Consider the following 13850-nt stretch of genomic DNA (forward strand, 5'->3'; position numbering starts at 1 on the left):
ATGAAAGTATCATCAATCTTACTTTTACTCTTTCTGCAGTTATGTCAGTTCGTATCAACTGCTCAAACCTACAAAGGTATAGTGGCCGATGAGCAAACCAAAGAGCCCATTGCCTTCGTTAATATTGTGTATAGCGAAGGTGCAGGAACCGTAACAGATATTGATGGTCGTTTTGAAATCAGAACTAATATAGAGGTAAGCGAGTTTAGAGTCAGTTGTTTAGGATATGAATCCAAAGTGATTGATGTTAGCCAGTTTGCCAATAAAGCCACCATCTTTTTGAAGCCTTTGGAGTATCATCTGCCAACGGTTAATGTATTACCAACAGAAAATCCTGCTGTTATTATTATGAAGCAGGTGGTAAAAAACAGGTATCGGCATAATCCAGATAACTACGATCCTTTTAGCTGCATTATTTATCACAAAATGACCTTGGATTTTGAATGGCCTGCTAACTTGAGTGCTGAAGAAAGAGCTGAGTTAAGGGATTCGCTGGGCTTGATAAATGATAGTTACCTTTTTCTGTTCGAATCAGTTTCTGAAAAGAAACATTTGAAAAAAGGAGTTGGTAAGGAAAAGATATTATCAGGCAGAGTAAGCGGTTTAAAAGATCCAATATTGGCTTCATTTCCTGCTATGCTGCAACCGTTCTCATTTTATAATCAATACGTCAAACTATTGGGGTATTCTTATCTCAATCCGGCATCTAAACCCGGGTTGGCAGCCTATCAGTTTGTATTGGAAGATACTTATACAACTGCTAGTGGCGACTCCATCTACTACATATCGTACCGTCCGCGTAATGATAGAAACTTCAGAGGTTTAACTGGTGCGTTTCATATCGATGGTAGTTCATTGGCCATAAAGACCGTATCGGCCACCACCGCTGGCACCGAAAATGGAATGCGTTTATTTATAAGGCAAAATTACCAGCCGGTTGCTAATGGTGCCTGGTACCCAAAGCAACTTGAAAGTAGTCTTGAACTGGGAGGTATGGGCGCATTGCGAAAACTGCCGTTCCCGCTGGTTGGCAAAGGCAAGAGTTATGTGACAGCCATTAATACACAGCCACAATTTTCACCCAGGGAATTTGATAATGTAGTGATGGAGGATTTAAATATAGCTGATGATGCTCCTGATATTGCACATTTTCGTTATGAACCATTGACGGCAAGGGATTCATTAACTTATCAATACCTCGATAGTATTGGGCGAAAAAATCATCTGGATGCCATACTTAAAACCCAAATTTCTCTGGTGAAAGGGTACGTACCAATAGGGAAACTACAGCTGGATGTTTCCAGGTTAATCGACTATAACGATTATGAAGGGCTAAAGCTTGGGGCAGGTCTGTATACCAGTCCTCGGCTGTCAAAGAATTTCTCTACCGGAGGCTATTATACCTATGGCTTTGGAGATAAAGCCAGCAAATATGGACTTGAATTGACATTGTCTCCATTTCGAAATAAAGAGAATCGCTTATATGTGAAGTATCAGGATGATGTTTATGCTACTGGTTCATTTGAGTTCATTGATGGCGTAAAAGCACTATCAAGTGAGCGCTTTAGCCGGTTTTTAACAGAAACAATGGATTTGTCAAAAGGGTGGACCACCGGAGCTGAGTTTCGGTTCGTGAAATATTTTAAGGCAGGTATCTATTATAGTAATCACGAGTTGAATCCACAGCGATCGTATCGTTTTGTGGTTGATGATAATGTGGCTCCGGCATTAGAGTTGAATGAAGTTGGTCTTAAACTGAAATGGGCCAATAAAGAGACTTTTTCGAACTCTCCATTGGGTAAAATATCGAATGGAACCAATTGGCCCGTTGTGTGGTTAAATGCTGCAGCAGGCAAGTGGGAAAGTGATAGTCAGTATGAATATGCCCGCTTGGAGTCGAGGGTGCATAAGCGCTTTAACTATCCCAATTCCATGTACACGGTTTTGCGATTCGAGGGTGGCTATATGTCAGGCGATTACCCAAGTACGTTAGTATATAGTGCTTTAGGTAGCTATAAGTCATTTACAGTTTTGGTGCCATATACTTTTGGTACCATGCGTTTAAATGAGTTTGGAGCCAATCAGTTTACTGCCATGTATTTTAGTCATGGTTTTCCACTGGGACTCAATACAAATAATCGCATTAAGCCCGAGATTGTTGTTAGTACCAATGTGGCTTTTGGTGATGCGCCTGAAGGGATTTCAACTTTTAATAAAGGCTACTACGAATCGGGTTTATACCTGAAAAATCTCTTTTCAAATTTTATCTTCCAATATGGTTTATCGGTACAGTACCGATACGGCGCATATCGTTTGCCTGAAGCGATTGATAACTGGGCGTTTAAATTGGGGCTTGAATTTGCCTTCTAAAATAAAGAAGCTGCCTTTGTTATCAGTAACCAGAGAGTAGGGAGGCCTTCTATGTAAAAGTTGATGAATGCAGCTGATGGGTGCGCAGCTACCTTTCCTATAAATAGTATTGCCAAAGTCAAAAAGAGGGTATTACCAATGATGATATTTACAGTGTTGTTTGATGTAGTCAATAATATCAAACTAGTTAAAATGCATCCAAAGGAAAGCCAGGTGGCCGCATTGGTGCCTGTGAGTTGAGGAATTGTTTTTAAGGCTTTGGGATCAGTTGCAATATCTCGTATGTCAAACGGGATGGTGAGGCCAATAATGAAAAGCCATGTTGCCAATATGGCTATGGCATTAAACTCAATTGATTGCTGGAGTGGAAGCGTAGCTAATAAGGTCCAACAGCTGGCAATAACTAAAATTTTTAGACCTGAAATCCAGCGTAATCCTATGTTTTTTCGGCTGGGAATAATGTAAAGAGCAGAGATGATAGTAAAGAGCAATATATTTTTCTGATTGCCTGAGCCTAAATAGAAAAATAGGTATACGCTAATTAATGCAGCAACTAATGTGATAATGATAATGAGGGTTTTGTGTTTGTAGAGCCATCGCAGTCGTGATGCCTTTAAATTGTGCGGGCTGACAATAAAAACAGAAAGATGCATATAGTTATAACCCGCCAATGCCGCGCAAAAATTAAATATTACAATAAGAAGGTTGTCAATTTGGGCATGAATATTTAGCACCTCTGTTAAAGATGCTACTGAAAGTGCTACCCATATATTTGAATAAACCAGAAAATTCCGAACATTTCGGAAGAGTGCTTTTTTTACTATCATTTAACCAACCCGACTGATGTTTTCGAGGGTTTTGGGGGAGTTAATTTCAATTTGATTACCATTAATCGAAATAATGCCACTTTCTTTAAAATCCTTCAGCACTCTAATTAAGCTTTCTTTTGACACGCTTGAAAGATCTGCTATATCTTGCCTGCTGAGCGTTGTGTAGAAATTACGGGAGTGATAAATTTTTTCAGAAAGGTACAGGATAGTATTGGCAATTCTGCCTGTCATTTTTTTGTGCGAAAAGTTGATGAGTTGGTGGTATAAGTCTGTCGTAATCTGATGATTTAGTTTTAGTATTTGTTCAGCAAAGCAAATGTTGTTTCTAAAGGCACTGGTAAAAGCCTCAACACTAATAAGGCAAGTATCCATTTCAGTCAGGGCACTTACCGAAAAGTGGTTCAGATTATCGGTAAAGAGCCCCGGACTAACAATGAAATCTCCCTCTTTAAGTACTTTTATGATGATATTTTTATTTTCTAATCCTTTGATATAGAGTTTGGCATACCCTTTTTTGATGCAAATGATATTATTGCATCGGGTGCCTTCTTTTATAATGGTTTCACCCTTTTGGTAAACGACCTTACAGTGAGATTCCTTGAACGCATTTAGCTCATCTTCATTAAGCGTTTCAAAGCCATTGAATTTGATATTGCACTTGCTACATCCGGTAATGTCACTCATTGTTTTTGTCATATTAGTACCTAATTGATGAATTGTTGCTGAAATTGAAAGTATAAAGTTTCTTTCAATTTACCAAATCGCTAACGCTTGTACGTTATGCGCAGTCTATAGCTGGTTTTAAATTAATTATCACATTCATAGAATAATAAGATTACTCTTTAGATGGACTGAATTTAAATAACGAGAAGCTTCGTTAATCAGTTTGTAAATTCTAATATACCAAATATCAATTAGATATGCAATTTGTATTGATTTATATCAATCATTAGGCGTATAACTTACATCGTGTTAGTTAACAAGGAAATATTTAAAATTGTTAAAAAGTATTTTAAAATTAAGAAACCGCGTAATCACAATTAAGTCCAAGAGTTATGAAAAAACTAAAACAATTTATTTGGCTTGTAGTAATGGCATTAGCTGTTGTATTCGCTAGCTGTACAAAAGAAGGTCCTCAAGGCCCTCCGGGATCAGATGGTACCAATGGGACTGATGGAATTAATGGAATTGATGGTACTACAGGATGTATTGAATGTCACACTAATGATAGTGAATTACCTATCAAGATTGCTCAATTTAAGCATTCATTGCACTTCTCCGGTGGTCAGGAACACGTGGGTTATGCAAATTATGCTGGAGGTTCCTGTTCAATGTGTCACTCACATAATGGTTTCATTAAGGCAGTTGAAGATGGTACAAATTCAGGTGGATTGCATCCTGAAGCTGCACCTATGTCGTGCTCTACTTGTCACCAAATCCATACTACCTACAAGCGCGGTGATTATGCATTGCATTACACAGATGCTGTAGATTTCTACTTAAATGAAAACGATAATGGTATATTCACAGGATTAGAAGTGGATGCAACCAATCAATATAGTGATCCTGATGGATTAAGTAATACTTGTATTAAATGTCACCAGCCTCGCCATAGAGGAACAAGTCAGCCAGATCCTAGTGTTGAAGGTTCAATTGAAATCTCAGCAGGTTCTGCGGCTCACTGGGGACCTCACTATGGTGCTCAGGGTGCTATATTTGGTGGTGTAGGTGGATACATTGGTACAGATAACCCAACTGCCCCTTCAGGCACAAAAGGACATCATAGCTGTAAAAGCTGTCACATGTCGTTTAACGCTTTGACAGGTAACTACGGTGGGTATGTTGGTGGTCATTCAATGAAAATGGCTGCTACAGAAGACGGAGAACCTGTGTTTACTGCTTGTGATGAGTGTCATACAGATAGAGGTGCTACTATTGATCTGCCAGGTAAGATGGCAGCCAATAAAATATTATTAGACGCGCTTCATGCTGATTTGATGGCTGCTGGTATTGCTGATGCAGATGGACATTTAATTGGTGGTACATGGACACATCAACAATTAGCTGCCTACTGGAACTTTGCACTTGTTAAGAATGATCATAGCTACGGTATCCATAATGAGGAATATACTCAGAGTTTGATTAATGCAGCAAGAACTTATTTAGGAACGAATTAGTAAATTCAATTGAATGGCTATTCTATTATGATAGCCATTCAATCTTTTGTTTAACTAACTAAATAGGTCATATGAAAGCATTACAAGTATTATTTGTTTCTATATTATTCCTTTCGGTGCTGGGTGCTGGGTGTGATTATAAATTTATCAAACCTGACACAGGTGAACCGGTAGATCCTGAAGAGCCAATCAGTTTTTCTGAGCAGATAGAGCCGATATGGACAACGCAAAGTTGTACTAATTGTCATAATGGTAGTGTGACATTTAGTTTAGAGCCAGGTAACGCCTATCAATCGCTGACTAGTTTAAATCTTATGGATTTAGATAATGCCCCCAATAGTTTAATTGTAAAAGTGCCTGGCACCAGTGCCCCGCACACCAATTATAATTATGTTGGTAATCAGAAAGCGCTCATTATCACCTGGATTGAACAAGGTGCAGAGGATAACTAAAAAACGATTACAATGAAAAAAATAGTATATCTGATTGTTTTGGTGTTGTTATCTGGTCACTTTGCAATGGCTCAGGAAGAAGCACCAGTTGAAAAAAAAGTAGATAAGCCGGTTAGAGCGCCATGGGAGTCTGGAACTCTGGTAAACCACCAGACCAGTATTACTCAGTACAAAAATACATTGGAAATGGTGATAAGTCACCGTTTTGGTCCTGTAGAAAATGGGATTAGTGATGTATTTGGTATTATGGCGCCGGGAGCAAACATCCGTATTGGCTTTAATTATTCGATTTTAGATAATTTAAGTGTAGGTTTTGGAACGAACAGCCAGAAGAAGTATCAGGATTTTCAGGCCAAATACACCCCATTTCAGCAGACGCGCGAAAATACCATTCCGGTTAGCTTAACGCTATATGGTAATGCAGCCATAGATGGTAGAGAGGACGCTGCTTTTGGCGTAGATTATGCCTTTTCCGATAGATTATCATACTTTTCTGAGGTGATAGTAGGCCGTAAGGTTAATGATTGGTTATCGGTTCAGGCAAGTGCCAACTTTACTCATTACAATTCAGTAGATAGTTTGCTGGATAATGATAAGATTGGACTTGGCTTTGGAGGACGTATTAAGTTTAGTCCTCAATCGTCATTGACTCTTGAGTTGGGGGTTCCACTAAAGATTGAAAGTATTTCGCAACACACATCTTTTACCAACCACCCAAAGCCACACTTCTCAATCGGTTATGAGGTATCAACGAGTACGCACGCTTTTCAAATATTTGTGACTAATGGTTTAGGTATCCTGGCACAAGAGTTGTATATGTACAATACAAATGAGTTTGATAGCAAGAGTATTCGCTTTGGTTTTAATATAACGCGATTGTGGAATTTCTAGATAATTATTAAAAACTAATAGTATGAAAAAGTTGAAGATGTCGATAATGGTTAGCTGTGCATTAGTAATGCTAAGCTTTGTGTTAATGTCTTTTGTGCAGGAAAAGAAACCTTGGGATGTGCCAGCCAAGTATCAGAGTATGAAAAATCCTCAGGCTGCTGATGATGCTGAGATGATAAAAATTGGTAAGATGAATTATGCACGTCATTGTAAATCGTGCCATGGAAATATTGGAAAAGGTGATGGTCCAAAAGCAAGAAGTATTGATGCAGATTTAGGAGACTTTACTTCAGCTGAATTTCAGGCTCAAAAAGATGGCGTGATTTATTATCAGTCTTTTGTAGGTCGTGATGATATGCCAAATTTCGAAAAGAAAATTCCGGATGATGAAGACCGATGGGCAATCGTTACGTATTTACGTACGCTTAAAAAATAAATAAATCACCATTATTACAAACTGCCCGCGCAAGAGGTATTTGCCTTTTATGCTGGCAGTTTTTTGTTTTATCCAATAGTATATTCAGATACAATGGTTCAAAAATTAAAAATAATTCCGATTTACCTGCTGGTTCTTCTGTTTGGTCATCAGATATGGGCAAATGGAGTGGCCGACAATTCACAATGTTTAAAGTGTCATGGTCAGGTGTTTTATGAATACCATAATGAGTGGACGGATCAAATTGATCGTAAACCTCTTAATCCATTTCATCATATAGATAGTACGAAACTGCACACCTCTGTTCATAAGATGTTTGCTTGTGTAGATTGTCACTCTATGGAGTATGAGACATTTCCACATAGTGGTGAATTAAGGCTTGAAGAGAAGTATCAGTGCATGGATTGTCATGGAGGTGACGAAACCTTTGCTAAATTCAACTTTGAAGGTATTGAGGCTGCTTTTATGGAAAGTGTGCATTACAAAGCTTCCGATGAGCGTTTTAATTGCTGGATGTGTCATGATGCGCATGGATATGAGTTGGCTTTAAGAGAAGATAGGCCTATAACTGAGGTTGTTGAACTAAGTAATAATATGTGCTTAAGTTGTCACGATAACAAGTTTAAATATGGGCTGTTATCTGATGATGAACCACAGGATATTGCAAGTATTCATTCCTGGTTGCCAAACCAGAGCCGACATTTTACCAAAGTGAGGTGTATTGATTGCCACACAAAGGTTCAGTCTGACTTGCTTGTCTCCCATAATATATTGCCCAAAGAGGAAGCAGTGCATAATTGTGTGGAATGTCACAGCTCTAATTCAGTATTAATGGAATCGCTTTATGCTCATCGGGCCAAGGAAAGCAGAGCTGAATCAGGCTTCTTCAATGCCGTTGTGTTAAATGAAGGATATATTATTGGTGCCAATCGAAACAAGACATTGAATTTTGTTAGTATAGCCTTATTTGGTATGCTGGTAATAGGTTTGTTGATACATGCCACATTACGTTTCATCGTTTCAAAAAAGAAGTAATATGAGTGATAGACTTTATTTATATCCAGTTTGGATCAGGATTTGGCATGCAGTTAATGCGTTGTGCTTTCTGGTTTTATTAATATCAGGGATTAGTATGCAGTATTCCAACCCGGCATATCCTTTATTACCATTTGATGTAGCTGTATCTAGTCATAATGTGTCGGGGATTGTAATATTTCTGGCCTACCTATTCTTTTTAGCAGCCTTTGTTTTTACTTCTAATAAAAAGCACTACAAAATAAGGTTTAAGGGGATGTCTGAACGTTTATTTAAGCAAATCAGATATTATACATTTGGTGTATTTAAGGGTGAGAGTTCTCCTTACCCAACAACAGAAGATGCAAAGTTCAATCCATTGCAGCAAGTAACATATGTAGGAGTCATTTTTGTATTGTATCCAATATTAATTATAACAGGTTTAGCGCTTATGTTTCCAGAGGCCATTATTGATAATTTCTTTGGAATTGGCGGTACCTTATTGACAGCATTACTTCATGCCAGTGCTGGATTTTTGGCCAGTTTGTTTTTGGTGATTCATTTATACTTTGCTACTATGGGAGCTTCTGTAAGTGCCAATTTTAAGAGTATTGTTAACGGTTATCACGAATCTCATTAATCTATGGATGATTTATCGATCAAAAGAGGATATCTGTCGGGTATCCTCATCACTATTGGGTTGTTATTAATTGGTTATTTTTTAAGTCCTGTATTATCTACGCTGGGAATTGTACAGCTGGTGTGGCCACAGAACCTTTATTTTATATTACTGGTTGGTGCTATAGGGCTGGCTGTAGGAATTATCTCTGATTCAGCAAAGGTTAAGTTTGTTGGGGGTAAGGAAGTATTGTTGCCCGTTGGTATTGCAGTTGCCATATTTGGAATTGTGATTCTAATCAGGCCCGATGGGCTTGAGATTTCTTTAATTAATCGCTTGCTGACTGTACCAGCCATGCTTCTTGCGGTTTTTGCATTTTTTGCTGGGGGTGTTTTTCTTGGAGTAAATAGTCGCCAATTTAAAGCTAAATGGTCTGCATTTGCTTTGGTAATTGCTACCCTCGTATTTGTATTTTCAACAGTAGTAGGGCAGCATGACTATTATAACCTGTCTATGCGCATTGGTGCCGATAGAGCTCTGTTTGAGGCTGAAGCTGAAACTGGTCAATTCTATCGTTTGCCTTTTGCTGTAAAGTTGCTTGGAAATGAAGGTGGAGAAGAAAGCGTGGTAAGTGAATCAGGTGAGATTAAGGTTCGCTTTTTCGATACTGTTAGTGAATATACTGATGTTGTAATGGGAACTGACGATGTTCATAATTTAAAAGGTTGGGTGGTTAAAAGAATTAATACACCTGTTATTAGCGAAGATTCAGCCGAATTAATAGATTTAAGCCTGGTGTTTGATCGCTGGGTGGAGTTGAAATACATTAGTCTTGGATTATTATTGCTTTGTCTGGGGTTAAAGATTAAATTTTAGTGTTGAGTTTGATAAAAAAAGAGGCTGTTCATTGTATGAACAGCCTCTTTTGTATGCTTGAATTGATGGTTTAAAATACGCTGGCAATTTTATCGCTCTTGTATTTACCATCTTTAAGTTTTTCTTGTACTTCGCGGAATGCTTTGATCGTATAATCAACATCCTCCATTGTGTGAACAGCGGTAGGAATAATACGCAGCATAATCTGGTCTTTAGGAATTACCGGATAAACAACAATAGAGCAGAAGATATTGTAGTTTTCACGCAAGTCCATTGTTAACTGAGTTGCTTCAGCCACGTTACCTTCAAGGAATACTGGTGTAACAGGAGATTCAGTTTTTCCAAGGTTAAACCCGGCTTCTCTTAGGCCTGATTGAAGCCTTTCAACCACTTTCCATAGGTTGGCTTTGTGTTCAGGCTCATCACGCAACATCTCTAATCGCTTAAGCGCACCTACTACCATTGGCATTGGTAAAGACTTAGCAAAAATTTGCGAACGCATATTATAGCGTAAATAGTTGATAACTTCTTCGGTACTGGCAACAAACCCACCAATGCCGGCCATTGACTTGGCAAATGTATTGAATACAACATCAATTTGGTCAACAACATCATAGTGCTCTGCTACACCAGCACCTGTTTTACCCATGGTGCCAAATCCGTGTGCATCATCCACTAAAATGCGGAAGTTATATTTTTCTTTTAGCTTAACTATTCCTTTAAGATTACCAAGGTCACCAGCCATGCCAAATACACCCTCTGTAATAACAACGATACCTCCGCCTGTTTCTTTTACTCTTTTAGTGGCAAACTGAAGCATCTTTTCGCATTTATCCATTTCATTATGGGCAAATACGAAACTTTTACCTCCTTTGGCTTTGTGAAGGAAAATACCGTCCATGATGCAAGCGTGTGACTCAGAGTCATATACTATAACATCATTGCGGCCAATTAAGGTGTCAATGATTGATACCATTCCCTGGTAGCCAAAGTTTAGCAGGTAGGCATCTTCTTTACCAACAAATTCGGCCAGTTTAGATTCCAACTCTTCATGTTTGCTTGTTTGACCTGACATCATCCGAGCACCCATTGGATAGGCCATGCCATATTCTGCAGCGGCATCAGCATCAGCTTTACGCACTGCCGGGTGGTTAGCTAGTCCAAGGTAGTTGTTTAAACTCCATGTAAGTACTTCTTTTCCACGGAATTTCATTTTTGGACTAATTTCGCCCTCTAACTTTGGGAAAGTGAAGTATCCATGTGCTTCTTTACTATATTGACCCAATGGGCCCATATGTTTCTTTATTTTATCGAAAATATCCACTATACTGAGCTTTTAAAATTTTCGCTGCAAATGTAATGTTTTTACTTATCTTTTTGAAAGAAACCCGGTTAAAAAAGAGATGTAGCCGATTGATGTTCGGCAGGATTACACATGAATTGATGGTAATGTTCAATCCGTGAGGTATTTAGTTGTTTTCTTGACTTATCTGTTAGTGAGTTTTCTCTACTGCTGCAGTTTGTTGAAGTAATATGAGTGGTTGTAGGTGCAAATTATTGTGCTTGTTGATTATATCTGTTTCGGGGTTGTGAGGTTAAATCCTAAAGATTATCTTTGCACGTTGTAAAAGCAGCTAAAAAGAACTGGCTTATTACGTATTTTTTGAATCTCAAAAATTTCAAATATATGAAGTTGAAATACTTACTGATTGTTGTCGCATTACTAGGGATAATTGGTTCTGGTTGTAGTAAATATCAGAAACTACTTAAAAGCCAGGATTATGAGCTTTGGTATGCTGAAGCGATGAAGTATTATGAGCAGGAGGATTATACGCGTGCAGCTACTCTTTTAGGGCAATTGGTAAATATTTACAGGGGTACGGATAAAGCCGAGGAAGCAAACTACGTTTATGCTAATTGTTTATATGGGTTAAATGATTTTTTAACTGCAGGCCATTACTACCGTGAGTATGTTAAGAACTTTCCGGCAGGAGATTATGCTGAAGAATGTCAGTATATGAGTGCCTATTGTTATTATATGCGTTCGCCTAAACCACGTTTGGACCAGACAACAACAGAAGAAGCAATACAGGAGTTTCAGTTGTTTATTAATATGTATCCTAATAGTGCCAGAGTTGATGAATCGACCCGTTTAATGGATGAGTTGCGTGATAAGTTAGTATATAAGTCGTATCTTAATGCCAAGTTGTATTATAATTTGGGTGACTATTTAGGTAATAATTATCAATCGGCAGTCATTGCAGCTCAAAACAGTCTGAAGGATTTTCCTGATACGAAATACAGAGAAGAGTTATCGTTCCTGATTCTGGAGTCTAAATATATTCAGGCAGTTAATAGTGTTGAGGAAAAGAAAGAGGAGCGTGTGCGAGATACTATTGATGAGTATTATTCGTTTGTAAATGAATTTCCGGAAGGAAAATATAAGAAGAAGGCAGATCGGATATTTGAAGATACCGATAAGATGCTGAAAGGATATAATAACGAAGTTGCAGTAAATTAAAAATTATCATATGTCAATCGACTACAAAAAAACAAATGCACCGGTATCGACAGTGACCTGGGATAAAAATGTTTTATCTGAGCCAACCGGTAACATCTACGAATCAATCGTAGTTTTGGGTAAACGTGCCAATCAGATTAGCTCTGAAATGAAGGAAGAGTTAAACAAGAAGCTTCAGGAGTTTGCGTCGTATACCGATAACTTAGAGGAGGTATTTGAAAACAGGGAGCAGATTGAGATTTCGCGTTTCTATGAGCGCTTACCAAAGCCTGTATGCATTGCTACGCAAGAGTTTGTAGAAGGTAATGTGTACCATCGTAATCCTGATAAGGAAGAAAACGAGGAGTAATCAGATTTATTCTGGTTAATTCAACGACTTTATAAGAATAATAATAAAAGGTAAAGGAGGATAGTATATTCTCTTTTATCTTTTTTTATTTTTGAGTATGCTAAAAGGTAAGAAGTTTATTCTCGGAATATCAGGTGGTATTGCTGCATATAAGTGTGCCACGCTCGCACGTTTGCTGGTCAAAGAAGGAGCAGAAGTGCAGGTTATCATGACGAAATTGGCGAAACAGTTTATAACGCCACTCACCATGGCAACCTTATCAAAACGACCGATTCTGGTGGAGTTTTTTAATCCTGAAAACGGCGATTGGAATAGTCATGTGGATAGTGGATTGTGGGCTGATGCTATGATTATTGCGCCGGCCACTGCTAATACAATGGGTAAGATGGCCAATGGGGTGGCTGATAACTTGTTGATCACTACTTATCTTTCTGCACGTTGCCCGGTGTTTATTGCCCCAACAATGGACCTGGATATGTACCAGCACCCATCAACGCAGCGTAACATGGCCACTCTTCGTTCTTATGGTAATCATTTGATTGAGCCTAATTCGGGTGAGTTGGCCAGTGGTCTGATTGGTAAAGGGCGAATGGCTGAGCCCGAAGAAATTGTGGAAGAACTAAGAATGTTCTTTAGTAAACAAGAAACGTTGGAGTTGGAGGGTAAAAAAGTACTTGTGTCTGCTGGACCAACTCATGAGAAAATTGATCCTGTGCGCTTTATTGGCAATTACTCGTCTGGTAAGATGGGATACGCAATTGCGGAGGAACTAGCTCAGCGAGGTGCTCTTGTGACCTTAGTGAGCGGGCCAACCAGCCTTACTGTAAATCATCCGAATATCGGCCGTGTTGATGTTGTTAGTGCCAATGATATGTATAATGCATGTGAGAAGACTTTCGCAGATATGGATGGGGCCATTATGTCAGCGGCAGTAGCGGACTATACGCCTACTATTAAGGCTGATGAAAAGATTAAGCGTACATCAGAAAAGATGGCCATTAACCTGGAAGCAACGATTGATGTAGCCGCTGCATTAGGGAAAAAGAAAACGGATAAGCAAGTTTTAGTGGGGTTTGCTCTAGAAACGCAGGATGCCCTAAATAATGCCCAAAAGAAGCTTCAAAAGAAGAACTTAGATTTTATCGTTTTAAATAGTCTGGAGGATAAAGGGGCTGGTTTTAATTCTGATACAAATAAAATTACGATCATCGATAAGGATAATAAGACCACGGAATTTGCGTTAAAAGCTAAGGATGAAGTTGCTCGTGATATCGTAGATGAGTTCGTTGCTTGTATACATGGGCGAGAGTAAAAA

General features: G+C 38.6%; 14 protein-coding genes. 11 read left to right on the forward strand and 3 right to left on the reverse strand.

Going from position 1 to position 13850, the window contains the following annotated elements; genetic code table 11:
• Positions 1–2370: a DUF5686 family protein gene (locus tag KEM09_RS06705; RefSeq protein ID WP_212227029.1), complete on the forward strand. Its 2370-nt coding sequence runs from the start codon at positions 1–3 to the stop codon at positions 2368–2370.
• On the opposite strand, the gene KEM09_RS06710 is transcribed toward KEM09_RS06705, so the two are convergent.
• Together KEM09_RS06710 and KEM09_RS06715 are read right to left on the reverse strand one after the other, a co-directional pair.
• Entirely contained in the window at positions 2367–3197 is an 831-nt protein-coding gene (locus KEM09_RS06710) for a UbiA prenyltransferase family protein (protein WP_212227030.1), read from the reverse strand. The genes KEM09_RS06705 and KEM09_RS06710 overlap by 4 nt on opposite strands.
• A complete protein-coding gene (locus KEM09_RS06715) occupies positions 3198–3896 on the reverse strand; it encodes a Crp/Fnr family transcriptional regulator (protein ID WP_212227031.1) in 699 nt (232 codons plus the stop codon). It lies immediately after the preceding gene.
• Positions 3897–4255: 359 nt separating this feature from the next.
• Here KEM09_RS06715 and KEM09_RS06720 point away from each other — a divergent pair, with 359 nt between their 5' ends.
• From KEM09_RS06720 to KEM09_RS06750, 7 genes are all read left to right on the forward strand, one after another.
• Positions 4256–5377 carry a hypothetical protein gene (locus KEM09_RS06720; protein ID WP_212227032.1) on the forward strand — a complete coding sequence of 374 codons (1122 nt, stop codon included), beginning with the start codon at positions 4256–4258 and terminating at the stop codon, positions 5375–5377.
• A 71-nt stretch (positions 5378–5448) separates the two neighbouring features.
• Entirely contained in the window at positions 5449–5829 is a 381-nt protein-coding gene (locus tag KEM09_RS06725; protein WP_212227033.1) for a hypothetical protein, read from the forward strand.
• Positions 5830–5841: 12 nt separating this feature from the next.
• A complete protein-coding gene (locus tag KEM09_RS06730) occupies positions 5842–6720 on the forward strand; it encodes a DUF5777 family beta-barrel protein (protein WP_212227034.1) in 879 nt (292 codons plus the stop codon).
• 22 nt (positions 6721–6742) lie between these two features.
• Positions 6743–7156 carry a c-type cytochrome gene (locus tag KEM09_RS06735; RefSeq protein ID WP_212227035.1) on the forward strand — a complete coding sequence of 138 codons (414 nt, stop codon included), beginning with the start codon at positions 6743–6745 and terminating at the stop codon, positions 7154–7156.
• Positions 7157–7249: 93 nt separating this feature from the next.
• On the forward strand, positions 7250–8191 hold the full coding sequence (locus KEM09_RS06740) for a cytochrome c3 family protein (RefSeq protein ID WP_212227036.1): 942 nt from the start codon (positions 7250–7252) through the stop codon (positions 8189–8191).
• Between the two features lies 1 nt (position 8192).
• Positions 8193–8810 carry a cytochrome b/b6 domain-containing protein gene (locus tag KEM09_RS06745; protein WP_212227038.1) on the forward strand — a complete coding sequence of 206 codons (618 nt, stop codon included), beginning with the start codon at positions 8193–8195 and terminating at the stop codon, positions 8808–8810.
• Positions 8811–8813: 3 nt separating this feature from the next.
• Positions 8814–9665 carry a hypothetical protein gene (locus KEM09_RS06750; RefSeq protein WP_212227040.1) on the forward strand — a complete coding sequence of 284 codons (852 nt, stop codon included), beginning with the start codon at positions 8814–8816 and terminating at the stop codon, positions 9663–9665.
• A 70-nt stretch (positions 9666–9735) separates the two neighbouring features.
• Here the strand turns inward: KEM09_RS06750 and KEM09_RS06755 are convergent, their stop codons facing one another.
• Complete coding sequence (locus KEM09_RS06755; RefSeq protein ID WP_244824889.1) at positions 9736–10878, reverse strand: aminotransferase class I/II-fold pyridoxal phosphate-dependent enzyme; 1143 nt, start codon at positions 10876–10878, stop codon at positions 9736–9738.
• Between the two features lie 474 nt (positions 10879–11352).
• Between KEM09_RS06755 and KEM09_RS06760 the strand changes: the two genes are divergently transcribed.
• The 3 genes from KEM09_RS06760 to coaBC all read left to right on the forward strand — a co-directional run bounded on the left by KEM09_RS06760 (position 11353) and on the right by coaBC (position 13847).
• Positions 11353–12186: an outer membrane protein assembly factor BamD gene (locus KEM09_RS06760; protein ID WP_244824890.1), complete on the forward strand. Its 834-nt coding sequence runs from the start codon at positions 11353–11355 to the stop codon at positions 12184–12186.
• A 10-nt stretch (positions 12187–12196) separates the two neighbouring features.
• On the forward strand, positions 12197–12535 hold the full coding sequence (locus tag KEM09_RS06765) for a DNA-directed RNA polymerase subunit omega (RefSeq protein ID WP_244824892.1): 339 nt from the start codon (positions 12197–12199) through the stop codon (positions 12533–12535).
• A gap of 97 nt (positions 12536–12632) precedes the next feature.
• Entirely contained in the window at positions 12633–13847 is a 1215-nt protein-coding gene (gene coaBC, locus KEM09_RS06770) for a bifunctional phosphopantothenoylcysteine decarboxylase/phosphopantothenate--cysteine ligase CoaBC (protein WP_212227044.1), read from the forward strand.
• Positions 13848–13850 lie beyond the last annotated feature (3 nt).

This window comes from Carboxylicivirga mesophila, assembly GCF_018271975.1.
In the GTDB taxonomy this organism is placed as follows: Bacteria; Bacteroidota; Bacteroidia; order Bacteroidales; family Marinilabiliaceae; genus Carboxylicivirga; species Carboxylicivirga mesophila.